At 61.5% G+C, this 23407-nt stretch carries 24 protein-coding genes; 15 read left to right on the top strand and 9 right to left on the bottom strand.

The features are described 5' to 3' along the window. Positions 1–111 precede the first annotated feature (111 nt). Positions 112–1014, top strand: coding sequence for an EamA family transporter (locus DMZ65_RS12370; protein ID WP_116599193.1), 903 nt, complete (start codon positions 112–114; stop codon positions 1012–1014). On the opposite strand, the gene DMZ65_RS12365 is transcribed toward DMZ65_RS12370, so the two are convergent. Both DMZ65_RS12365 and DMZ65_RS12360 read right to left on the bottom strand, forming a co-directional pair. Further along, positions 998–1696, bottom strand: a complete 699-nt coding sequence (locus DMZ65_RS12365; RefSeq protein WP_116599237.1) for an NUDIX hydrolase — start codon at positions 1694–1696, stop codon at positions 998–1000. The genes DMZ65_RS12370 and DMZ65_RS12365 overlap by 17 nt on opposite strands. A gap of 36 nt (positions 1697–1732) precedes the next feature. Beyond that, complete coding sequence (locus DMZ65_RS12360) at positions 1733–2122, bottom strand: DUF983 domain-containing protein (protein ID WP_116599192.1); 390 nt, start codon at positions 2120–2122, stop codon at positions 1733–1735. A gap of 212 nt (positions 2123–2334) precedes the next feature. Here DMZ65_RS12360 and DMZ65_RS12355 point away from each other — a divergent pair, with 212 nt between their 5' ends. From DMZ65_RS12355 to DMZ65_RS12340, 4 genes are all read left to right on the top strand, one after another. Continuing rightward, positions 2335–2862 (top strand): EF-hand domain-containing protein, encoded by a 528-nt coding sequence (locus DMZ65_RS12355; RefSeq protein ID WP_232824986.1) that lies wholly within the window; start codon positions 2335–2337, stop codon positions 2860–2862. A gap of 75 nt (positions 2863–2937) precedes the next feature. Next, the gene (locus DMZ65_RS12350) at positions 2938–3522 is read left to right on the top strand and encodes an RNA polymerase sigma factor (RefSeq protein WP_116599191.1); all 585 of its coding nucleotides are present in this window, start codon (positions 2938–2940) and stop codon (positions 3520–3522) included. Next, positions 3515–3904, top strand: a complete 390-nt coding sequence (locus DMZ65_RS12345; protein WP_116599190.1) for a hypothetical protein — start codon at positions 3515–3517, stop codon at positions 3902–3904. The genes DMZ65_RS12350 and DMZ65_RS12345 overlap by 8 nt, the downstream gene beginning before the upstream one ends. Before the next feature lie 3 nt (positions 3905–3907). Next, positions 3908–4423: a periplasmic heavy metal sensor gene (locus DMZ65_RS12340; RefSeq protein ID WP_116599189.1), complete on the top strand. Its 516-nt coding sequence runs from the start codon at positions 3908–3910 to the stop codon at positions 4421–4423. Positions 4424–4541: 118 nt separating this feature from the next. Here the strand turns inward: DMZ65_RS12340 and DMZ65_RS12335 are convergent, their stop codons facing one another. Then, positions 4542–5954 carry a diguanylate cyclase gene (locus tag DMZ65_RS12335; RefSeq protein WP_116599188.1) on the bottom strand — a complete coding sequence of 471 codons (1413 nt, stop codon included), beginning with the start codon at positions 5952–5954 and terminating at the stop codon, positions 4542–4544. A gap of 60 nt (positions 5955–6014) precedes the next feature. On the opposite strand from DMZ65_RS12335, the gene DMZ65_RS12330 reads away from it, so the two are divergent. Both DMZ65_RS12330 and DMZ65_RS12325 read left to right on the top strand, forming a co-directional pair. Then, positions 6015–6299 carry a DUF3572 domain-containing protein gene (locus tag DMZ65_RS12330; protein WP_116599235.1) on the top strand — a complete coding sequence of 95 codons (285 nt, stop codon included), beginning with the start codon at positions 6015–6017 and terminating at the stop codon, positions 6297–6299. Further along, on the top strand, positions 6296–7009 hold the full coding sequence (locus DMZ65_RS12325; RefSeq protein WP_116599187.1) for an HAD family hydrolase: 714 nt from the start codon (positions 6296–6298) through the stop codon (positions 7007–7009). Before DMZ65_RS12330 ends, DMZ65_RS12325 begins: the two co-directional genes overlap by 4 nt. A 170-nt stretch (positions 7010–7179) precedes the next feature. Here DMZ65_RS12325 and DMZ65_RS12320 read toward each other — a convergent pair whose 3' ends face one another. Next, positions 7180–8103, bottom strand: coding sequence for a LysR substrate-binding domain-containing protein (locus DMZ65_RS12320; protein WP_198662687.1), 924 nt, complete (start codon positions 8101–8103; stop codon positions 7180–7182). A 163-nt stretch (positions 8104–8266) separates the two neighbouring features. Between DMZ65_RS12320 and chvE the strand changes: the two genes are divergently transcribed. The 5 genes from chvE (at position 8267) to DMZ65_RS12295 (ending at position 14895) form a co-directional block, all read left to right on the top strand. After that, positions 8267–9331: a multiple monosaccharide ABC transporter substrate-binding protein gene (gene chvE / locus DMZ65_RS12315; RefSeq protein ID WP_116599185.1), complete on the top strand. Its 1065-nt coding sequence runs from the start codon at positions 8267–8269 to the stop codon at positions 9329–9331. An 84-nt stretch (positions 9332–9415) separates the two neighbouring features. Next, positions 9416–10936: a multiple monosaccharide ABC transporter ATP-binding protein gene (gene mmsA, locus DMZ65_RS12310; RefSeq protein ID WP_116599184.1), complete on the top strand. Its 1521-nt coding sequence runs from the start codon at positions 9416–9418 to the stop codon at positions 10934–10936. A gap of 13 nt (positions 10937–10949) precedes the next feature. Next, positions 10950–12152, top strand: a complete 1203-nt coding sequence (gene mmsB / locus DMZ65_RS12305; RefSeq protein WP_116599183.1) for a multiple monosaccharide ABC transporter permease — start codon at positions 10950–10952, stop codon at positions 12150–12152. Positions 12153–12223: 71 nt separating this feature from the next. Further along, positions 12224–13966, top strand: a complete 1743-nt coding sequence (gene araD / locus DMZ65_RS12300; RefSeq protein WP_116599182.1) for an L-arabinonate dehydratase — start codon at positions 12224–12226, stop codon at positions 13964–13966. Further along, complete coding sequence (locus DMZ65_RS12295; protein WP_116599181.1) at positions 13966–14895, top strand: Gfo/Idh/MocA family protein; 930 nt, start codon at positions 13966–13968, stop codon at positions 14893–14895. Before araD ends, DMZ65_RS12295 begins: the two co-directional genes overlap by 1 nt. A 57-nt stretch (positions 14896–14952) precedes the next feature. Here the strand turns inward: DMZ65_RS12295 and DMZ65_RS12290 are convergent, their stop codons facing one another. Genes DMZ65_RS12290 through DMZ65_RS12270 form a run of 5 tightly spaced genes read right to left on the bottom strand, consistent with a single transcriptional unit; the run spans position 14953 to position 20232 of the window. Then, on the bottom strand, positions 14953–15903 hold the full coding sequence (locus tag DMZ65_RS12290) for an SMP-30/gluconolactonase/LRE family protein (RefSeq protein WP_116599180.1): 951 nt from the start codon (positions 15901–15903) through the stop codon (positions 14953–14955). After that, the gene (locus tag DMZ65_RS12285) at positions 15900–16841 is read right to left on the bottom strand and encodes an ABC transporter permease (protein ID WP_116599234.1); all 942 of its coding nucleotides are present in this window, start codon (positions 16839–16841) and stop codon (positions 15900–15902) included. The genes DMZ65_RS12290 and DMZ65_RS12285 overlap by 4 nt, the downstream gene beginning before the upstream one ends. 5 nt (positions 16842–16846) lie before the next feature. Continuing rightward, entirely contained in the window at positions 16847–17782 is a 936-nt protein-coding gene (locus DMZ65_RS12280; RefSeq protein WP_116599179.1) for an ABC transporter permease, read from the bottom strand. Continuing rightward, entirely contained in the window at positions 17779–19221 is a 1443-nt protein-coding gene (locus tag DMZ65_RS12275; protein WP_116599178.1) for a sugar ABC transporter ATP-binding protein, read from the bottom strand. The genes DMZ65_RS12280 and DMZ65_RS12275 overlap by 4 nt, the downstream gene beginning before the upstream one ends. A 6-nt stretch (positions 19222–19227) precedes the next feature. Beyond that, complete coding sequence (locus tag DMZ65_RS12270) at positions 19228–20232, bottom strand: ABC transporter substrate-binding protein (protein WP_198662685.1); 1005 nt, start codon at positions 20230–20232, stop codon at positions 19228–19230. 241 nt (positions 20233–20473) lie between these two features. Between DMZ65_RS12270 and DMZ65_RS12265 the strand changes: the two genes are divergently transcribed. From DMZ65_RS12265 to DMZ65_RS12255, 3 genes are read left to right on the top strand one after another with little or no spacing between them, the layout of a single operon-like run. Beyond that, on the top strand, positions 20474–21703 hold the full coding sequence (locus DMZ65_RS12265; RefSeq protein WP_116599176.1) for a GAF domain-containing sensor histidine kinase: 1230 nt from the start codon (positions 20474–20476) through the stop codon (positions 21701–21703). After that, complete coding sequence (locus DMZ65_RS12260) at positions 21700–22419, top strand: response regulator transcription factor (protein WP_116599175.1); 720 nt, start codon at positions 21700–21702, stop codon at positions 22417–22419. Before DMZ65_RS12265 ends, DMZ65_RS12260 begins: the two co-directional genes overlap by 4 nt. A 48-nt stretch (positions 22420–22467) precedes the next feature. After that, positions 22468–23310, top strand: a complete 843-nt coding sequence (locus DMZ65_RS12255; protein WP_116599174.1) for an amidohydrolase family protein — start codon at positions 22468–22470, stop codon at positions 23308–23310. The last annotated feature ends 97 nt before the right edge of the window (positions 23311–23407 follow it).

The following is a 23407-nucleotide window of genomic DNA, read 5'->3' as shown; positions in this document are numbered from 1 at the left end:
AATTGTGCAAGTCACGCCGAGGCGGCGCGAGATCTGCGACCGGTCTCGTGTTCTGAACGCGATGTCTGGATTGCTCTGGCCAAGCCCCTGAAATCAAGGCAATAGAACCGGATGGAACCTTGGATAATCCTGGCGGTCGCGGCGGCGGCCTTTCAGACATTGCGCTTCATGCTGCAAAAGCATCTCAGCACCGGCACGCTGTCTTCGGGCGGGGCGACGCTGGCGCGGTTTGCCTATTCGTTGCCATTCATTTCCGCGTTGACCCTGGGCTATATCGCCTGGACCGGTGCGGACCTGCCGCAGTTGACGGGCAGGTTCTGGGCCTATGCGTTGACCGGCGGTCTGACGCAGATCCTGGCGACATGGTGCGTGGTGGCGCTGTTTGCGCAGCGCAACTTTGCCGTCGGGATCACCTTCAAGAAAACCGAAGTGATCCAGACCGTTCTGGTCGGGCTGCTGGTCCTGGGCGACCGGGTCAGCCTGCCAGCCTTCGGTGCCATCGTGCTGGGGCTGGTCGGCGTTCTGGTGCTGTCCGACAGCGCGGCAATGGCCGGGGGCTGGACGCGGCGGTTGTGGAACCGGGCGGCGGGGCTTGGGCTGGCATCCGGGGCGTTCTTTGCGATCTCTGCCGTGGGCTATCGCGGTGCGACGCTGGAGGTTGCCAGCGACGATCCGCTGTTGCGCGCCGGGGTGGCGTTAGCGGTTGTGACCGTGGCGCAGACCTTGGCGCTGGGTCTGTGGTTGAACTGGCGCGAACCGGGACAATTGGCGGCGTTGTGGCAGGCCCGGCGCACCGCCGTCTGGATGGGGATCACCGGCATGGCGGGCAGCCTGTGCTGGTTCACGGCCTTCACCCAGCAGAACGCAGCCTATGTTTTTGCGGTTGGCCAGATTGAGGTGATCTTCTCGCTCGCGGCCTCTGTCCTGGTGTTTCGCGAAACGCTCAGCCGTCGCGAGGGGATTGGCATCGCTCTGCTGACCGCCAGCATTCTGGGCCTTATTCTGCTGAACTAGGGGGGCGGCCGCGCAGACGCAGAAACAGGCTTTCTTCGTCATCGTTGCGGAAGAACGGCACGGAACTTGGCGGATTGCTGTCGTGAAGGCGTGCGGCAACCTCTGCCAGCACCACTTCGGTGATGAAGGGCAGGTCGAAATTCCGCACGTCGCTGAGCGAGATCCACTGAAGATGGCTTAGCTCGTCGCAGGCCCCGTCAAAAGAGTCCGGATCAGAGGCAAGCGCATCGGCCCGCAACAGGAAGAAACGCGCATCGAAACGGCGCGGGCGGCCTTGCGGCGTTATCGCACGAAACACGAATTGCAGCGCGCGCGCGTCGGGCACATGGCCGGTGGCGGCAAAGCCCTGCCAATCGGCGGGCGGAGGGACGGGCCAGTCACCGGGCAGGCCCAGAATCTGACCTGTTTCTTCCCATAATTCGCGGATCGCAGCCGCGGCCAGGCCAGCGGCGGTGCCCGGCGCGGCATCTTCGTCCAGCCGGTCGCGACAAACGGCGCTGAGCGTTGCCGCGAGCGGCACTTGCGCGTCACCAGCATCAACCGCACCGCCCGGAAACACGAACTTGTTGGGCATGAAGGCCGCCTTGGCATCGCGCTGTCCCATCAGCACACGCGGCCCGTCTGTGCCGTCGCGCACGACAATCACCGTGGCCGCGTCGCGCAGGGCCGTCTTGTCCGCCATCTCGTTCACGTTGCAGCCTTCCCATGCCAAGCAGGTTCAGACGCGGGAGAATCCGTGCATGTACCGCGCCCATTGAAAGCCCACGATCATGCCCTTGAGCCTGGGCAAAAGATAGAGCGATAGACCAACGCAGCCAACCGCCAATATCGTAAACAGTATCAGGGGTTCGGGCCGGAGCCTGACAAAGGCGATATGCATGACCGGAGCCATCAGATGGGCAACGATCAGGATCGTCAGATAGGCCGGGCCATCATCGGCACGGTGATGAAACAGCTCTTCGCGGCAGACGGGGCAGGTGTCACGCACCTTCAAGTAGCCGCTGAGCAGGGGGCCATTGCCGCATTTCGGGCAGCGCCTGCGCCAACCCTTCATAAGGGCGGGCATGGTGGGGCGCTCTGCCGCCACATTTACATCATCGAATGCCATTGCAAATCCTTGTGACTCAAGCGCCAAAAATGGTCAAAGCCCGCCACAAATAAAAGTGGACATCCTGTCCTTGCGTCCGGATGTCGCAAATCACGTCCGTGATGAGAAAAAATGTGGACTGCCGACGGAATGCCGCCGCCACGGCGTATCAGTTTCCAGTAAGCCGATCGGAAGGCCGGTTTCGAAGCAGTAAGGCAAAAAAGGAAATGACGATGAAACGCACCACAATCTTCACGACACTCGCCGCCGTTGCAATTGCCGTCGGCACTGCTGCTGTTGCCCATGGCGACGGACATCGCGGTGGCAAGGGCCCGATGATGGACCGGCCCGATTTTTCCGAACTGGACACCAATTCGGACGGCGTGCTTAGCCCGGAAGAGCTGGCCGCGCCGCGTGCCGCCCGTTTTGCCCAAGCGGACGGCAATGGTGACGGGATGCTGAGTGCTGAAGAAATGGCTGCCCATGCCGAAACGATGCGCCAGCAGCGCGCTATTCGGGGTGCGGAGCGGATGATCGAACGAATGGATACCAATGACGACGGGCAGCTCAGCGTCGAAGAAATGACCGCGCGTGCGGATGGCAAAAGCATGTTCGACCGTCTGGACAAGGACGCGGACGGCGCGATCTCGGAAGAGGAATTCGCTGACGCCCGCAAAGGTGGCAAGCGGATGCGCGGCCATGACGGCGGACACCGTGGCGATCATGGTGGCAAGAAGCGCCACGGCCACGGCGACGATTGATCCCACTGGGTCGGGCCGCAAATGGCCCGGCCCGCATTGCGCCAACGCCCCACACAGGCTAGCCCTTGACGGACAATGGACATGCCCTTTGACGCCATGAGTGAGGTTCCCGACGATGCGCTGCTGGTGCTTTACGCCAACGGCGATGCCGCCGCGGCGCGCGCGCTGACCACGCGTCTGACGCCGAAGGTTCTGGGCCACGCGTACCGCCTGCTGGGCGACCGGGCCGAGGCCGAAGACGTCGCACAAGAGGCGATGTTGCGTCTTTGGCGGATCGCAGCAGAGTGGCGGCAGGGTGAGGCGAAGGTCACGACCTGGCTTTACCGTGTCGTGGCGAACCTGTGTACGGACCGGCTGCGCAAGCGGCGCTCTGTTGATCTCGACTCTGTGCCGGAACCGGAAGATCCGGCAATGGGGGCCGAACAGGGATTGCAGCATGTGGCGCGGGCCGAGGCATTGCAGGCCGCGCTGGACAGTCTGCCAGAACGACAACGGCAGGCGGTGGTGTTGCGACATATCGAAGGACTGGGCAATCCCGAGATTGCCGAGATCATGGACATCAGCCCGCGCGCGGTCGAAAGCCTGACCGCGCGGGGCAAGCGGGCACTGGCCGAGGCCTTGGCCGGGCGACGGGAAGAACTGGGGTATCAAGATGACTGACAAACAGCAGGATAGCGACGGGCTGGACGCGTTCTTCGACGCGGCCCGCAATACCGCGCCCGCCCCCGATGCAGCCTTCATGGCGCGCATTCTGGACGATGCGCTGTCGGTCCAGGCCGAGGCCGTTGCACCCCCCTCGCCAGTCACGAAACGCGAAGGCCTTTTCAGCCAGATCCTGCGCGGCATCGGTGGGTGGCCCGCGTTGACCGGATTGGCCGCTGCGACAGTCGCCGGAGTGTGGATCGGGGTAAACCCGCCTGCGGCCGTGTCGGATCAACTGGCATCGCTGATCGGAACCAGCAGCGCCACCACCGATGCTACCGACAGCGATTGGTTGCTGGACCCGCTGACGGAATATGACATCGCGATGACGGGGGGCTGAGCCATGGCAGACACCAAAGATCATTCGGGCAAGACGGGAAAACGCGGGCTTTGGCTGCGTATTTTGCTGTTCGTGTCGTTGGCGCTCAACCTGCTGGTCATCGGCATTGTGTGCGGTGCGATTTTGCTGAAGCCGGAGCACGGTCGGCGCGGGGGCCCGCGCGACATGGTTGCCCCCTACACGCGGGCGCTGAGCGACGCGGATCGCAGTGCGCTTGGCAAGCGTTTGCGCGAAGGTCTGGCCTCTCGCAATACGGAACGGGGGCTGCTCGCCGAAGATTACCGCGCGGCGTTGGAAATACTGCGAACAGAACCGCTTGATCCGGTGGCCTTGGACGAAGTGCTGTCGCGTCAGTCCGAACGTGCGCACCAGCGCAAGCTGATGGGGCAGCGCGCCTTGTCCGAAAGGCTTGTCGCAATGTCCCCCGATGAGCGTGCCGATTTTGCCGACCGACTGGAGGATGCGCTTGATCGGCTGGCAAAAGGCGGCGATCGGTCTTGGCGCCATCACGATCGCTGACCCGCTTGCCGGTGCGATACGGCACCGGGGCTGCATGAAATCAGTTCGCTTCGATCCGCGCGAATGGCATTGGGCTGTGGATGAACGTCAGAGGGCCGGCCAATCGCGCATCCGGCGCTCAGGCGGCATCCCGGCTCAGCGTGACCTTGTTACGTCCGTCCGCTTTGGACGCATAAAGCGCACGATCTGCGAGTGTCAGCAGGTCGCTGTCATCGCAGCCGCGCCCGGCGGTGAAAAGTGGTCCCATCGCCATGCCGATGCTGGCTGTGGCACGGATCGGGACATCGTGACCGGGCGCAAGAAACGGGGTATGGCGGATCACCTGACACAGTCTTTGTGCCGTACGGCGGGCGCGATGGCTGCCGGTGTCCGGCAGCACGATCAGGAATTCCTCGCCGCCGATGCGCGCGACCAGATCCACGGCACGCAGGTTCTCTTTCAGCTGACGGGCCACGCCGGTCAGAACGGCATCGCCCGCCGCGTGGCCATGCAGATCGTTGATCTGTTTGAAGTGATCGAGATCAGCGATCAGAACGGCAAAACGGCGGCCCGAACGATGCGCCTCTTCCGAAATGCGCGCCAGATGCGGCAGGGCATAACGACGATTATACAGTCCGGTGAGCGGGTCCGTCACCGCCGCGTGCAAACCATCGCGCATGGTGGTGCGCAGCCGGTCGGCGGTACGTTTGCGGGAGATCTGGTTTTCCAGCCGCAGGGCCAGCTCGTCGGGGTCGAAGTCCCCGGCCAGTAGGTCATTGCCGCCCAGATCCAGCGCACTTGCGGCTGCCTGTCGCGTCTCGCGGTCGCATAGCACCAGCATCGCGCAGTGTCGCGTCGCGCTGCGGGAGCGTAATTCCGACAGCGTGCCCAGCCCGGTTTCGGGGATCAGACGAGGCAGGGTGACGATACAAACATCCGGGGCCTTGGTGCCGCCTGTATCTTGCGCCAGCATCTCTCGGGGAGTGCGGATCTCTATGCGGTGGGACACGCGTGTCTTCAATTGCTCCAGCCACAGCTCCACCTCGGAAGGCTGGTCGGTTACCACAGTCACCGACGCGGGCATTTCGAACCCGGCGCGCGGTTCGGCAAAACCGAGCGCGCGTTGTGTTCCGTCGCGCAGGCGTAACTCTCGCTCTGCATCGCGATCGCGCAGCAGGTTGCGGATCCGGGCCAACAACATCATTTCGCTGACCGGGTGGGACAGGACGTCATCCGCCCCGGCTTGCAATGCCTCAACGCGGGCGCGCATGTCATCGGGCGGCGTGAGAAAGATCAGCGGCACCGTTTCGGTTCTGGGGTCGGCGCGCAGCCGCCGCGCGAAGTCGCTGGCCTGCATGCTGCCAACCTGGCCCAGAAGGATGACATCGGGGACTTTTTTCGCACAGGCCGCAAGCGCATCGGTCCCTGACGTGACCTGTTTCACAGAGTAATATGCCGCCGCCAGCTTGACGCGCAGCACGATCCTGTTGGTAGCAACTTCATCCACGATCAGGACCGTCTGAGGCATTTCGAGTTCCATCCGTGCTTGCATCCAGGCTTGGGTAAGTTTTTATTCGAATTGGTTAAGAATACCTTTCCGAAGGATGAACAAATGGCACTCTCGAAAGACCGGGCAGAGATCGTCGGCGTGCAGGCGCTTGGCTGGCTGGCGGGCAATGAAGAGCTTCTTCCGATCTTTCTGGGATCGACAGGGGCAAGCACGGAAGACCTGCGCGCCAATGTGCAAGAGCCGGAATTCCTGGGATCGGTGCTGGATTTCGTGCTGATGGATGACGCCTGGGTTGTCGCGTTTTGTGACGCGGCAGGTATAGATTACAATGACATAGCCAATGCCCGTGCCGCACTTCCGGGCGGTGAGCAGGTCCATTGGACATGACATTGCGCGCTGATGCGATCCTGTTCGACAAGGATGGCACGCTGTTCGATTTCCGCGCTACCTGGGATGTGTGGGCAGGCGGGGTGCTGAAACGACTTGCCGAAGGCGACGCGGAACGGCTGAAATGGTTAAGCGCCGCTATCGGATATGACCTCGCGATCGGCGGATTTCTGCCGGAAAGTCCGGCGATTGCTGGCACCAACCGGCAGGTCGCTGCACTGCTATTGCCTGGCCTTGCGGGATGGACGCTCGACAGGTTGGAACGATTCCTTTCCGAGGCCGCTGAAACAGCGCCTTTGGTCGAGGCGGTGCCGCTGTCGCCGTTGCTGGCGCGATTAAGGCAGGCCGGTCTGTCGCTTGGCGTGATGACCAATGACAGCCAGCGAACGGCGCACGCGCATCTGGTCGCCGCCAATGTCGGAGATGCGTTTGACTTCGTCGCGGGTGCAGATAGCGGGTTCGGCGCAAAACCGTCGCCGGCCCCTTTGCTGTCTTTCGCATATGCGGTGGAAAAATCGCCGGAGCGGGTAGTGATGGTCGGTGACAGCACCCATGACCTTATGGCAGGGCGCGCCGCAGGCATGCAGACGGTCGCGGTGCTGACCGGCCCGGCCACGCGGGCAGAGCTTGCGCCGCTTGCGGATGTTGTGCTTCCGAACGTCGGAGCGTTGCCGGACTGGCTGGGGCTGATATGCAGCAAGGCATCTTGACCGTCTGAATACTTGAAGCGATGAATTTTTGTCGCAGATGGATGTGGCAGGCTCTGCGTTTGATGGCGTTGTTCGCATGGGCAAAGATCAAGCCCGCCGGGTGCCTGCCTGCCCATGAACAGGAACCTGTGTCCCGCTTGGTCCGGACAGGCCGGATGCCCGGAAATGCGTCATACTTTTGCCAACTCCGCTTCGAGCAATTGCACGAAACTGTCGCAAACCGGTGTCATGGGGCGATCCCGTTTGCGGATAAGCTGATATGGCGACAGGATCAGGCTTTCCTTCATGTCGAGCACGGCCCAGTTGCTGGTGTTGTTTGGAACCAGAAGCTCATAGACCTCCTGCGTGATCGCGGCGACGGCGTCCGTGTCCTTGAGATAAGCGAGCGCCACCATCAATGACGATGTATCAATCGTATCGCCTGGAATGGGCAGGCCCCGATTGGTGAACGCCTGATCGACGGCTTCGCGGACCGGCATTCCACTGGCCTGAATGACCCAGCGCAATCCGACGAGTTCATCAAGTGCCAACCCGGACAGCCCGACAAGAGGATGCCCGGCCCGCACCAGAAATCGTATTTGTTCGACACGGCCGGCGCGGATCAGGAACGGGCGTGCATCGGCATGGCGCGGCAGGCGGCAAAGGGCGATGTCCAGATCGCCGCGCAGCAGATGTTCGATCAGATCGACGCTTGGCGCGAGGTCGACGCTGACCGTGGCCAGCCGGGCCATGGATTTCAGCTTTTGCACCGCTGGCACGACAAAGCCCACCGCCGCACCGGTCACGGCCCCTATCCGAACCACGCCCGCCGTGCCCCGACGAAAGGCGTCAACCTCGATGGCAATCCTGTCGAGATCCCCCACCAATGTCGTGGCATGGCGCACGATGACCTCGCCGATCAGGGTTGGATGCATGCCTTTCGCGTGCCGTTCGAACAGCGGCTCGCCGATGATGCGCTCTATCTCGGCCAGCGTCCGCGACGCGGCAGGCTGGCTGACCGCAAGCTGAATGGCCGCGGTGGAAATCTGGCCGGTTTCAGCGATGGCATGAACCAGACGAAAATGCCGGAGCCGAAGTCGGGATGTCAAAGTCATCATATGCAAAGATATACCTGAATTGGTATGAAAGTCACCATATCTTTCATTTGAATGTTATGTCGAAACCTCGCTAGGATTTCGATGTCCGACCGCGCGTCGGGTCAAATCAATAAAGTCAGGTGCCTTGGCAGTGACATGCGTGGTGCCATGGGAGGACATCATGAAGAAAATTTCAGCAGGGCTTGCTGCCCTCGCGCTTGGCATTGGCCTTGCCGCCGCACCGGCCATCGCACAAGACAAGGGCACGATCGGCATTTCCATGCCCACGAAGTCATCTGCGCGCTGGATCTCGGACGGCAATTCGATGGTCGAGCAGTTCGAGGCCGCCGGATACACCGCCGATCTGCAATATGCGGAAGACGATATTCCGAACCAGCTGAACCAGATCGAGAACATGATCACCAAGGGTGTGGATGTTCTGGTGATCGCGGCGATCGACGGCACAACACTGTCGAATGCGCTGGAGAACGCGCATTTCGCGGGCATCAAGACAATCGCCTATGACCGGCTGATCCGCGACAGCGAATATGTGGACTATTACGCCACTTTCGACAACTTCAAGGTCGGCGTACAGCAGGCGACCAGCCTTGTGGACGGCATGAAAGAGCGTTTCCCGGACGTGAAACCCTGGAATGTCGAACTGTTCGGCGGGTCGCCCGATGATAACAACGCCTATTTCTTCTATAATGGCGGCATGTCGGTTCTTCAGCCACTGATCGACGATGGCACGATCAACATCGTGTCGGGCCAGATGGGCATGGACACCGTAGGTACGCTGCGCTGGGATGGGGCTGTTGCGCAGTCCCGCATGGATAACCTGCTGTCGGCGCATTACACCGATGCGGTCGTGCACGGCGTTCTCAGCCCCTATGATGGCTTGTCCATCGGCATCCTGTCGTCGCTGAAAGGTGTGGGCTACGGCTCTGGCGATCTGGCGATGCCCATCGTGTCCGGTCAGGACGCCGAATTGCAATCGATCAAGTCGATCATTGCGGGCGAACAGTACTCGACCGTGTTCAAGGACACCCGCGAACTGGCCCGCGTGACCGTCGGTATGGTCGATGCGTTGCTGCAAGGCGGCGAGCCCGAGATCAACGACACCACCACCTATGACAACGGCGTCAAGGTCGTGCCGTCCTACCTGCTGGAGCCGGTCTCGGTCGATGGGTCGAACTACGAAGCCATCGTGATCGATTCCGGGTATCACAGCAAAGACGATCTCTGATCCAGATGCTGCAAACCTGCCTGCACATCAGTGCGGGCGGGGCACCACGAAGAGTTCGGGCAATACCCTGGGAGGGGATATTTCGTGCAGACGCTGCTGGAAATGCGCAACATCACCAAGACCTTTCCGGGCGTCAAGGCGCTGGACGCCGTCAATCTGAAGGTCGCAGAGGGCGAGATTCACGCCTTGGTGGGCGAGAATGGCGCGGGCAAATCCACGCTGATGAAAGTGCTGTCGGGGGTCTATCCGAAAGGCACCTATGACGGTGAAATTCACTATGATGGCCAGCTGGCCGGGTTCTCCGGTATTTCGGACAGTGAAAAGCTGGGCATCATCATCATCCATCAGGAATTGGCGCTGGTGCCGTTGCTGTCGATTGCCGAAAACCTGTTTGTTGGCAACGAATGCGCAACGGCCGGTGTCGTAAACTGGCACGAGACCTTCCGACGGACCGAAGACCTGCTGAAAAAGGTCGGGTTGAAAGAAGCGCCGGCCGCTCAGGTCGACAGTCTTGGTGTCGGCAAGCAGCAATTGGTCGAGATCGCCAAGGCGCTGTCCAAGGATGTGCGCCTGCTGATCCTTGACGAGCCCACGGCGGCGCTGTCGGAATCTGACAGTCAGGCCTTGCTTGATTTGCTGCTGGAACTGAAGGCACAGGGCGTCACCTCGATCGTCATCAGTCACAAGCTGAACGAAGTGCGGCGCATCGCCGACACGATCACGGTGATCCGCGATGGCGCGACAGTCTCGACGTTGGATGCGCGCAAGGAGCCGATTACAGAAGACCGCATCGTGCGCGATATGGTCGGCCGCGATATGTCGCAGCGCTATCCCGAACGGCCCCGCCGCGCCGGAGATATGCTGCTGGAGGTGCGGAACTGGAACGCCTGGCACCCCGACCATGCCGCGCGGCAGGTGATCGAGAATATCGACTTTCACGTCCGCGCGGGCGAGGTCGTCGGCATTGCCGGGCTGATGGGGGCCGGGCGCACCGAATTGGCAATGAGCCTGTTTGGCAAAAGCTACGGTCGCAACATCTCTGGCCAAGTCGAGCTGCGCGGCAAGGCAATCGACACCTCGACCGTTGCATCGGCCATCCGCAGCGGGCTTGCCTATGTGACCGAGGACCGCAAGGAACTGGGCCTGATCCTGGAAGAGAGCATCCAGCGCAATGTGACGCTGGCCAATCTGGCCGATGTGTCCAAGTCCGGCGTGATCAACGAGGCCGAAGAGACCAAGGTTGCCGAACGCTACCGCGCCGCCATGAACATCCGCACGCCAAGCGTGTTTCAGAAGGTGATGAACCTGTCGGGGGGCAACCAGCAAAAGGTCGTGTTGTCGAAATGGTTGTTCGCCGGGCCGGAAGTGTTGATCCTTGATGAACCCACCCGCGGCATCGATGTCGGTGCCAAGTTCGAGATTTACGGCATCATCAACGAACTGTCTGCGCAGGGCAAAGGCGTGCTGATGATCAGTTCCGAAATGCCCGAACTTCTGGGCATGTGCGACCGCATCTATGTCATGAACCAGGGCAGTTTTGTCGGCGAACTAAGCACCGACGAAGCCAGCCAAGAGCGCATCATGTCGCTTATCGTTACCGAATAGGAAGGCCCGCGAAATGACTGACACCGCCTCGCAAGCCCGGAATGCCGACAAGGCCAAAAGCATCTCCGGCTATCTTGCCAGCCACCTGCGCGATTACGGCCTGCTCTTTGCGCTGATCGCGATCATGGTGTTCTTCCAGATCGTGACCGACGGCACGCTGTTGCGTCCTGTCAACATCACCAACCTCTTCCTTCAGAACAGCTATATCATCATCATGGCTCTGGGCATGCTGATCGTCATCGTGGGCGGAAATATCGATCTGAGCGTCGGGTCGGTGATGGGGTTCGTCGGCGCGCTGGCGGCGGTGATGATCGTCAACTGGAACGTGCCGGTGGCCCTGACCATTCCGGCCTGTCTGGTGGTGGGCATCCTGATCGGCGCGGCGCAGGGCTATTGGGTGGCCTATTGGAAGATCCCCAGCTTCATCGTTACGCTTGCGGGAATGCTGGTGTTTCGCGGCCTGTCGCTGTGGCTGCTGGAGGGACAGTCCGTCGGCCCGTTCCCGAAGTCGTTCCAACTGCTGTCGACGGGGTTCATCCCTGACGTGTTTGGCGTCGGACGTCCCAACGTCACTGCTTTGGCGGTTGGGATTGTCGCTGCCGGCGCGATTGTCTGGATGGGTCTGCGCAAGCGCGCGCGCAACAAGGCCTATGGGATTGAAGACGAGCCCACCGCTTTCTTTCTCATACGCAATGCTATTGTCGCAGGTGCGCTGTTGTTCGTGATGTACAAGCTGTCGACCTTTCGCGGGTTGCCCAACGTGCTGGTCACAATGGGAATCCTGACGATCATCTATGCCTTCCTGACCGAACAGACCACGATCGGCCGCCGGATCTATGCGCTTGGCGGCAACGAAAAAGCCGCCAAGCTGTCGGGTATTCCAACAGAGCGCCTGACATTCCTGACCTTTGTCAACATGGGGATGCTGGCCGCATTGGCAGGGTTGATCTTTGCCGCACGGCTGAACACGGCCACGCCAAAGGCGGGCTTCGCGGTGGAATTGGACGTGATCGCGGCGGTGTTCATTGGCGGTGCGTCAATGTCGGGCGGCGTGGGCAAGATCGTCGGGGCCGTCGTGGGCGCGTTTATCATGGGTGTGATGAATAACGGCATGTCGATCATGGGGATCGGCATTGATTACCAGCAGGTGATCAAGGGGCTGGTGCTGCTCGCCGCCGTTATTTTCGATGTCTACAACAAGCAGAAGCAGGGCTGAGACACTAGCAGATTTGCGCTGGCCTCGTGCCGACATGCGTTGGCACCGCACGACATTTGCAGGAGAGTAAGATGACCTTCAAGCCAGCCCAGTGGCCCCGCAAGATGCGCTCGCAAGAATGGTATGGCGGGACCAGCCGTGACAATATCTACCATCGCGGATGGTTGAAAAATCAGGGCTATCCCGACGATCTGTTCGACGGGCGGCCGGTGATCGGCATCCTCAATACCTGGTCCGAACTGACCCCCTGCAACGGTCATCTGCGCGAATTGGCCGAAAAGGTGAAGGCTGGCATCTGGGAGGCGGGGGGCTTTCCGCTGGAGGTTCCGGTCTTTTCGGCGTCCGAAAACACATTTCGCCCCACCGCGATGATGTACCGAAACCTTGCCGCGCTGGCGGTCGAGGAAACCATGCGCGCGCAGCCCATCGACGGGGCGGTGCTGCTGGTCGGCTGCGACAAGACAACGCCCTCGCTGATCATGGGGGCGGCCTCGACCGACCTGCCGTCGATTGTCGTCACTGGCGGGCCGATGCTGAACGGCTGGTTCCGGGGCGAGCGTGTCGGTAGCGGCACGGCGCTTTGGCAGATGTCCGAGGACATCAAGGCCGGCAAGATGAGCAAGGAGGACTTCCTTGAAGCCGAACAGGCGATGAGCCGATCCTCCGGCACCTGCAACACGATGGGCACCGCCAGCACCATGGCGTCGATGGCCGAAGCCCTGGGCATGGCCCTGTCCGGCAATGCCGCGATCCCCGGTGTCGATGCGCGCCGCCGGGTGATGGCGCAGCATTCCGGGCGCCGCATCGTGCAGATGGTCAAGGACGATCTCAAACCGTCGGATGTGATGACGCGCGACGCCTTTGAAAACGCGATCCGGGTCAATGGTGCGATTGGCGGGTCGACCAATGCGGTCATTCACCTGATGGCAATTGCCGGCCGCGTCGGGATTGACCTGACCCTGGACGACTGGGACCGTCTGGGCCGCGACATCCCCACCATCGTCAACCTGATGCCGTCAGGCAAATACCTGATGGAGGAGTTTTTCTATGCGGGCGGCCTGCCGGTCGTGATCAAACGTCTGGGCGAGGCGGGGATGCTGCACAAAGAGGCACTGACCGTGTCGGGGCTGGGCGTCTGGGACGAGGTCAAGGACGCCAGGAACTGGAACGAGGACGTGATCCTGCCCGCTGACAAGGCGCTTGCCCAACAAGGCGGCATCGCGGTGCTGCGCGGCAATCTGGCGCCGCAAGGCGCGGTGCTGAAGCCCTCGGCCGCCAGCCCATCGCTGATGAACCACCGGGGCCGTGCCGTCGTGTTTGAGGATATTGACGACTACAAGGCCAAGATCGTCCGCGACGATCTGGATATCGACGAGACCTGCGTGATGGTGCTGAAGAACTGCGGCCCGCGCGGCTATCCCGGCATGGCGGAGGTCGGCAATATGGGGCTTCCGCCCAAGGTTCTGAAGAAGGGGATCACCGATATGGTGCGCATCTCGGACGCGCGGATGTCGGGCACCGCCTATGGCACCGTGGTCCTGCACACCAGCCCCGAGGCAGCGCGCGGCGGCCCGCTTGCCATCGTGCGCGATGGCGACATGATAGAGATGGACGTGGCAAACCGGCGGTTGCATCTGGATATTCCAGAAGCCGAGTTGCAGACCCGGCTGGACGCGTGGCAGCCAGAGGATACAAGGCCCGCCAGCGGGTATGCGCAGATGTTCCACGACCATGTGCAAGGTGCCGAAACCGGGGCCGATTTTGATTTTCTGGTCGGAAATCGTGGGTCCGACGTGCCGAAGGATTCGCATTGATGCCCCATCAGATTGTCATTGTCGGCGTTGGAAAGATCGCCCGAGATCAGCACCTGCCCGCGATCACTGCCAACCCGGATTTTGACCTTGCCGCCACGGCCAGCCGCAACGCGCAAGTCGGTGGCGTGCCCGCGTATAATGATCTGGCCAGTCTGTTAGAGGCGCAGGAACACGTCACCTGTGTGTCGCTCTGCACCCCGCCGCAGGCCCGCTACGGCGATGCGCGTCTGGCACTGGAAGCAGGGCGTCATGTGATGCTGGAGAAACCGCCGGGTGCCACGCTCAGCGAAGTTCAGGATCTGGTTGATCTGGCAGCCTCCAAAGGGCTTACGCTTTATGCGACATGGCATTCCCGGCACGCGGCGGCGGTTGCCGAAGCGAAAGCCTGGCTTGCGGACAAAGCCATTCACAAGCTGGATATTCAATGGAAAGAGGACGTGCGGTATTGGCATCCGGGGCAGGGCTGGATCTGGCAGCCGGGCGGTCTGGGCGTGTTCGACCCGGGCATCAACGCGCTGTCGGTGCTGACCGAGATCTATCCGCGTGCGCTGCATCTGTCGCAGGCAGAGCTGCGGTTTCCGGAAAACCGCGACACACCTGTCGCCGCCGATCTGACGTTTCACGATGCGGGCGGCGCGCAGGTCACTGCCGCGTTCGATTGGCTGCATGTCGGGCCGCCCTGCTGGGACATTCATATCGAAACCGATGCAGGAACAGCCGTTCTGTCAGAGGGCGGGGCCGTCTTCGCCATTGACGGCAATCCGCCCGAGGCTGGAACCGAGATGGCGGGCGAATACCCGTCGCTTTATGCCCGATTTGCCGATCTCATCGCGGCGGGTCAAAGCGAGGCTGACCTTTCGCCGATGCGGCATGTGGCCGATGCCTTTACCCTTGGCCGACGGTCGGTTGTGGCACCATTCGAGTGGTAAGACGCTGTGTTGTGGCCTTCCTTTTGACCGCCATCTTGGCAAAGGGCTGGCCGTAAATCACACCAAGCCGGGACGCTCGCGCGGGGCGGGCCGCGCCCAGGGTTCCGCGCCCTGCGCGTTGACGAAGACGCGGTAGACCGATGTGGTGGCTGTGATGAACATCCGGTGCCCGTCATGGCCGCCAAAGCACAGGTTGGCGACGGTTTCGGGAACAAGGATCTTGCCCAGCAGCGTGCCGTCCGGCGCAAAACAATGCACGCCATCCTTGGCCGATGACCACAGGTTGCCACGCGTGTCGACACGAAACCCGTCCGGCAACCCGCAATCCAATGTGGCGAACACGCCGCGATCGACAAGCGTTGCGCCGTCCACATCGAATTGCCGGATCACGGCCGGAACGCTGTCATCATGGCTCGACCCGCTCTCGCTGATATAAAGCCGCGTCTCATCACAGGAAAACGCAAGGCCGTTGGGCTGGGTGAAGTCAGAGACCACCGCGCTTACCGCACCGCTGTCCGGGTCGCGGCGGAAAACGTGCCGGGCTGTCTGCTCGGGCGGTGCCTCATAGCCTTCGAAATTCGACAGGATCCCGTAGGTCGGGTCGGTAAACCACACGGCACCGTCGGATGAGACCACCACATCATTCGGCGAATTCAGCGGCTTACCCTCAAACCTGTCGGCGAGCACGGTCAGCGATCCGTCAATCTCCGTGCGCACCACATCGCGCGTGCCGTGACGGCAGCCGATCAGGCGACCCTGCCGGTCACGCGTGTTGCCGTTATTGAACTCGGAGTTATGGCGAAAGACGGTGGTGCCCTCTGTTTCGCTCCACCGCATCAGCCTTTGTGACGGAATGTCCGAGAACACAAGGCAGTTGTGATCGCCGAACCAGACCGGCCCCTCGGTCCAGGTGAACCCGGTTGCGATTTGCTCCAACTGCGACACGGGATGGACCAGATCGGCAAAACGGTCGTCATACGCTTCGAGATGCGGGGGCAGGGGTATCATGTGCGGATCCTCCGGGTGCTGGCGGCAACGACAATGCCGATGATGATAAGGCCGGTCAGCATCATACGCACACCGGCACCAAGCCCGTATGAGTTGAGCATCGAGACCACAAGGAACATGAAGAGCGACGCGCCCCAGACGCCGGGGACGTTGGAAAACCCGCCGGCAATCGAGGTGCCACCGATGACGACAACAGCGATGGAGGTCAGCAGGTATTCCTGCCCCATATTAAGCGCGGCACCGCCCGAAAAGCTGGCCAGAAGATAGCCCGCAATGGAGGCGAAGACCGCCACGGTGACATAGGTCGTGGCGCGCACCAGCTCGACTGGAATACCGGCAAGGCGTGCTGCGCGCAGGTTCTGGCCTGAGGCCAGAAGCCAACGACCAAAGGTCGCGCGCTCCAGCACCAGCCAGACGATGACCGACAGGGCAATGCCCACCAGGGCCACGTTGGGAACGCCGGCGGTGCGCCCGGTGGCGAAATCGGCCAGCCCCGCTGGCGGTTTGATGCGCAAGCCCCGGTTGGACCAGATCGCGATGGATTGAAACACCAGCGATGCCGACAAGGTCGCGATGATCGGTGGCAAACGCAGCAAGTAGATCAGCGCGAAATTCGCCAGCCCCGCCCCGACGCCAGCCGCGACCGCAATCAGCAAGCCAAGCGCGGCGGTGTTCGGGTCTGACCCCATCACCTTGAGCGACAGCGTGCCGGCCAGCGTCATCACTGCTGGAATGGACAGATCCACATTGCCGGGGCCAAGCGTGATCACAAGCATTTGCCCAAGGCCGACTATGGCCGCGAATGCGCCAAAGGACAGGGCGGCATAGGCCAGCTCGCCCGCGCCGCGCCCCTGTGTAAGTGCCATGACCATGACAAAGGCGGCTGCGGCGGCCACCCATGACCAGATCCACGGACGTGAAATAACAGTGCTCAACATCCGGGTCATCCTTCCTGTTCGTCACGGCGGGTAAAGATCAGTCGGGCGGTCAGAACGAGGATCAGAATGGCACCCTGTGCGCCGATCTGCCAATCCGGGCTGAGCCGAAGAAACGACAGGAACGACGCCGCCAGCGCCAGCGTCAGCGCGCCGATCACGGCACCCACCGGGCTGACCTTGCCGCCGATGAACTCGCCACCGCCCAGGATAACGCCTGCGATTGACAACAGCGTGTAACGCAGCGCGATATTGGCATCGGCCGAGGTTGTCAGCCCGACCAGTGCCATGCCCGCAAGCACACCGAACAACCCGGCCAACGCGTAGGCCAGCGCCTTGAGGCGCAGCACCGGCCAGCCAGCCCGCGCCACGGATGCCGCATTGCCGCCGACGCCGCGCAAGACGGTGCCGATCCCCGTCCGGATAATCAGGAAATGTGTGACAGCGGCAATCAGAACGGCCGCCACAACCGCCATCGGGACAAGCGGCGGTTTGACCGTCATCAGGCTGCGGATCCACGGCGGGGCAGTTCCGCCGGGCGAGGGCAGGATGCTGAGCGCAAGGCCGCCCCAGACAAAGGACATGCCCAGCGTCACCACGATGGCGGGCAGTTCGAACCTGTGGATCAGGACGCCAAGCCCGGCATAGGCGGCGATCAAACCTGCCAGTATCAACACGCCCAAGACCGGCGTGTCATGCAGAAAGGTTGCTGTCACACAGGCGACAAGGCTGACAAACGCGCCCAGAGACAGATCAATATCGTTGACCATGATGATCATCATCTGCGCGACGGTCGCCAGCGCGATCGGAACGGCGAGATTGAACAGCAGGTTGACGCCGAAATAGCTCATGGCCCGCGGTTGCATGTAGAAGGTCGCCGCAAGCAGAACCGCCAGTGACAGGATCGGCAGCAGGATGCGGTGGCGCGCGAAAAGACGGGTCATGCGTCCACCCCTTGCATTTCAAACGAAGCTTCCAGGATGCGGTCTTCGGTAATGTCCGCGCCGGTCAGCTCGGCCGAGATCGCCTCGTCGCGGAACACGAACACCCGGTCGCATTGGCAAACTTCATCCGTCTCTGTTGAATACCACAGGAAGGTGCGGCCCTTGGCAGCCTCGGATCGGATCATGGCGTAGACATCCTGCTTGGTTCCCACATCCACGCCGCGCATCGGATCGTCCATGACGACCACCGGCGCTTTTGAGGCCAGCGCGCGGGCGAACAGAACCTTTTGCTGATTGCCGCCCGACAGGGACAGGATATTGTTGGTCACGTCGGCGGTGCGGATGCCGATGCGCGCTTTCCATTCGGCGGCAATGCGGGTTTCGGCGGCGCGGTCGACAATGCCCCGACGCGCGATCTGCGGCAGGATCGACACGGTTGCGTTGCGCAGGATCGACCAGAGCGGCAGAATACCGTCGCGCCCGCGATCTCCTGCGACAAACACCATGTTCGAGCCTTTTCCGGCGCGCCAAGACGACGTGTGTTCAAAATAAAGCTGTGCGAGCGCCTCGGCCTGACCGTGACCTGCAAGGCCGGCCAGCCCCACGACCTCGCCCTCGCTGGCGGTCAGCCCGGTTTTGCTGTTCAGAATGTCCGCGCCGAATGCCGGGCGGGAGGTGGCTGCCTTTTCGGCCTCGGGCCCGGCGACATGGCCCATCGCCTCGACCAGCGAGGCGCGGGTGAACTCTGCAGTCGGGCGGGACGCGACAATCTTGCCGTCCTTCATCACCACGATGGTAGACGCGACATCGAAAATCTCGCCCATCATATGCGAGATGAACAGCACCGCGCCACCCCCAGCGCAGAACTGTCTGATATGGGCCAGCAACTGTTCCGCGATGGCCGCATCCAGAGAAGAGGTCGGTTCGTCCAGAATGACAAGCCGGGCCTGCGTGCCGCGCGGCGCGAAACCAATGGCGATTTCAACCATCTGGCGTTCGGCGATGGTCAGGCGGTCCACGGTGATATTCGGGTCGATGCCATGATCGGGGAAAACGGTATCTAGGCTTTTGAGGATCTCGGCGCGCGCCCTTGTACGCCAGCCAAACCCGGTCAGGTCGGCATGTGAAATGCGCAGGTTTTCGGCAACGGTCAGATTGGGGCAAAGCGACAATTCCTGAAACACGGACCGCACGCCAGCCTCCAAGGCGCGTGGCGCGCCTGTGGCCGGAAAGTTCACCTCGCCCGCCGAAGGCGTCAGCCCACCATTTACAAGATTGACCAGCGTGGATTTGCCCGCGCCGTTATGGCCGACCAGCCCGATGCATTCGCCCGGAAAGATAGACAGACTCACACCGTCAAGTGCCCTGACCGCGCCGAAGTGTTTTTCGGCATCGGTCAGGGCGACAAGGGGTGTGCCGGTAGCTTTGGCACTGCTCATCTGAGGTTACTTCGCTTCGGCGATAACGGCTTTGGCGTCGTCAAGGCTATAATCCGTCGTGGCGACCGACCCTTCGGGCGTGGCTGCAAGCGTTTCCTCAAGCGTGTCTTGCGTCACCTTGAGGAACGGCACGTTCAGATCCTTGGGCACGTCGGCCCCGTCCAGCACCTGTTGCGCGACCCAGAAGGCCAGCGAGGCAACACCCGGAGCAATCGAGACCGACAGGGTTTCATAGCCGGTCTCGGCGTGCTGCTCTGCCCACCAGGCCATTTCGTCCTGACGGTTGCCCAGAACGATCAGCGGCGTGTCGCGACCGGCGGCGGCAAAGGCCTGTGCCGTGCCGTAACCGTCGCCACCCTGCGTGGCGACACCGACGATTTCGGGCAGCGATGGCAGGATGCCGGCAACCGCCTTCTGCGCCACGTCCTGCGCCCAGTCACCATGCACCGAGCCGACAATCTCGAACTGTGGGTTTTCCTCGACACCTTTGTGGATGCCGGCAGAGATTTCGTCATCGACAAACACGCCCGCAAGGCCGCGCAATTCCAGCAGGTTGCCACCGTCTGGGATGCGGCTTGCAAGATATTCAACCTGCAAACGGCCCATTTCAGCGAAATCGACAGCGATCCGCCAGGCGCAAGGTTCTGTCACGATGCCGTCGAAAGACACGACCGTGAGGCCCGCATCGCAGGCTTCCTTGATCGCCCCGTTCAGGGCTGTGGGGGACGCGGCATTCACCACGATGGCGTCATAGCCCTGAAGGATCATGTTCTGGATCTGCGCGGCCTGTTCGGTGGCCTGATTTTCGGATGTGGTGAACGCGTCTGCCGCCGCGACCGTCCCGGACGACACGGCAGATTCCGAGACGTCTTCCCAGGATTGCAACATGGCCTGACGCCATGAATTGCCGGCATAGTTGTTGGACAGAGCGATGCGTTTATCGGAAGTATCGGCAAATACGGCGGGCGCAGCCATGGCGATGGCCGCCGCGCTCAGCAGCAGTGATTTCATTTTGGGTCTCCTCCCGGTCATGGCGCGATCATTGATGCCGCGCGTCTGGCAAGCGGGCAGCCTTCCTCTGGGCTGACCACCTCGCCACATGCTCGCGATGCGGCGACCGCATGTAAAGCGCACAAGCCGCAAACCTGTTGCGGGTTCCCGCAATTTAGCTGCGGGCATTCCGGTTCTCAGCTGCCGCGATCCACGCTAGGCTAGCCCATGGGAAGGCGCGCGCCCCGCGCCGGGAGGAAACATGAACGAGCTGACCACATCGGCGGACCCCAACGCGCATCACAGGGATATTTTCCTTCGTATCTCCAACCACCTGGCCCGTGTGACCGAGATTCAGTCAGCCTTGTCCGCGGTGGCGCAGGAAGTGGCCGCCGTGCTGCCCTTCACGCATTTCGATATCTGTATGATCGACGGGCAGGATTGGCTTGTCTCATACGAGGTCGGCATCCAGACTCGTTGGTCGCGGCGGCGTGCCCGGCTGATCAACTCGCCGGTGCGCGACGTCCTGACAGGCAAGCTGGACCATATGATCTGCGCAGACGCGATGCTTGATCCGCGCCAGATCTTTCCGAACAGCGCCAGCGAGCCGATTTTCAACCACAATCTGCGGTCGCGCGTGCATGTCGGCATGAAGGTGATGGGGCAATTGATCGGCACGCTGAACATCTCGCACAGTCAGGCGGATCGGTTTGACGAAGAAACCTTGCATTTCGCCCAGCATCTGGCCGACTTGCTGGCCCCCTATTTTCACGCCTTGCGCGCGATCGAGAAGGCGCAGCGCGATGCGCAGGCGCGATCCGAGATGCAATCGCGCGAAGAGGGCTTGCGGCAGGGCGCGTCCAGTCTGACGCAGGCGCTGGAACAGGAACGTCAGCGTATCGGCATGGACCTGCACGACCAGACGCTTGCCGATTTGACCCGGTTGCTGCGGGTCGTGACGAACGAGGCGCAGGACATCGACCGGACCTATCTGGGCGACACGCTGACAACCTGCATCCACGATCTGCGGCGCATCATCGACGAGGCGGTGCCATCGCAGCTTGAACTGTTTGGGTTCAGCCATGCGGTGTCCACCCATCTGCAAAAGGCGGCGTCGGCCGATAGGGGGGGCGCAGAAACGCTGACAACCACGGTCGAGAACTGCACCAGCGTTGATATTGATGCGATGTGTTCGACGGTGCGCACCGCGATCTACAGGATCACGCAAGAGGCGATCAACAATGCCGTCAGCCATTCCGACGCCAGCAATATTGTCGTCACGATTGGCGATGACGCAGCGGGGGCGCTGACGATCAGCGTCCGCGATAACGGCCGTGGCTTTGCAAGGCGTCCCGGCACCCGGCAGTCAGGCCTGATGCATATGGAAACACGCGCGCGCCTGATCCTCGCGGATTTGAAAATAACGGATCATGGCGGAACATCCGTGACGCTGACCGTACCGCAATCCGCGCAGATCGGGGTTCCGACATGAAGCTGTTGATTGTAGAGGACGACCAGTTTCACGCCAGTTTCATGGTTGAGACGGTCGGCGAAATCCTACCCGAAGTCAGCGAGATCACCCATGTCGCGAATGGTGGCGAAGGCGAGGAAGAGGCAAAGTCCGGCGAGTATCCGGCGGTCATTCTGGACTTGCAAATGCCGGGCCGTAACGGGGTAGAGGCTGCGCGCACGATTTGGGCCGCGCATCCCGAAACCCGCATTCTGTTCTGGTCAAATTACGCCGACGAGGCCTATCTGCGCGGCATCACCACAATTGTGCCAGAGACGAGCGCCTACGGATATGTCCTCAAGACGACATCGACAAACCGGCTGGGTCTGGCCTTGCGGGCGGTGCTGATCGAGGGGCAGATCATGGTTGACCGCGAGATCAACCGCTATCATCAACGCGCAACCACCCCGCGCAGTACCCTGACGGAAAGCGAGTTCTCGGTTCTGGTCGATCTGGCACTGGGGTTGACGGACAAGCTGATTGCGGATCGCCGGGCGATGTCTTTGCGCTCTGTCCAGAATCGCCTGTTGTCGCTCTATCAAAAGCTGGAGGTCGATGATGAAGGCGGGGCATTCAATAAACGCACACGCGCCGTCAACCGGGCGCTGTTGACCCGGATGCTGAACGTCGAGACATTGATAGCAGCCGAACGCGAGCTTGGCCCGTGGTATGCCAAGAAGCTCGCCCGCAGTAAATGAGCGTTCAGGGTTGTCGTTCGACCAAGGCGCAAAGCAGGATTTCAAGCAATGAATTATGCCGATACACATCAACATCTTATCCTTAGGAACCGGCTGGGCTACGCATGGACCAGTGGTATCGCAGAGCTGGAGAACCGGAGTTTCACGCTTGACGACTATGCCGCCGACACGACCGGCACAGTCGCGCAATCGTTTTTCATGGAAACCGGCGTCGATGATGCGGATTACAAGGACGAAGCGCGTTACATTGCCGGTCAAATCGAACAAGGCCGCTTTGCCGGGCAGATCGCGTCATGCCGCCTTGCCGAGCGCGATTTCGAGACCTGGTTGGATGAATGCGGGGATCTTGGGGTCCGGGCCTTTCGCCAGATTCTGCATGTTGTGCCGGACACCGTTTCGGATGATCCGGTATTTCGCGCAAATCTGGCGCTGATGGGGCGGCGCGACTATCCGTTCGAACTGTGCTTGCGTGCCGATCAGCTTCGGATCGGACTTGATTTGGCACAGGCAAATCCGTCGATGCGTTTCATCCTCAATCATTGTGGAAATCCGGACATTGCAGGGGACCGGTTTGACGCTTGGGCCGACGCGCTTGCCCGCTTCAAAGGGCTAGAGTCCGTGGCCATCAAACTGTCGGGCATAACCGCGAACGCGCGCCAAGACCAACAGACCGACGCGGTGATATTCCCGTATATGCGCCGCGTGATCGACATCTTCGGCCCCGAACGCGTTGTCTGGGGAAGCGATTGGCCGGTCTGCAACACTGGTATGGGACTGCCAAACTGGATCGCGACCTGCGACCGGTTTTTATCTGCCTATAGCCCTTCGGAAGCGGCAGGTATCAGAATGAACAACGCGCTACGCCTTTACGGTGGGGCGCTTGCGAATTGAGCCTATTTTGTTTCGACAATATTGCGGCGGGGTGGTCGCTTGACCAGCCTCCAAAGCGTCACAAGAAAGTCGTTCAAAGTTTCCCGACAGGCGCAAC

The organism is Primorskyibacter marinus (assembly GCF_003313245.1).
Taxonomy (GTDB): Bacteria; Pseudomonadota; Alphaproteobacteria; order Rhodobacterales; family Rhodobacteraceae; genus Primorskyibacter; species Primorskyibacter marinus.
The sequence above is the reverse complement of the archived record's forward strand: the minus strand, read 5'-3'. Positions and strand labels throughout refer to the sequence as shown.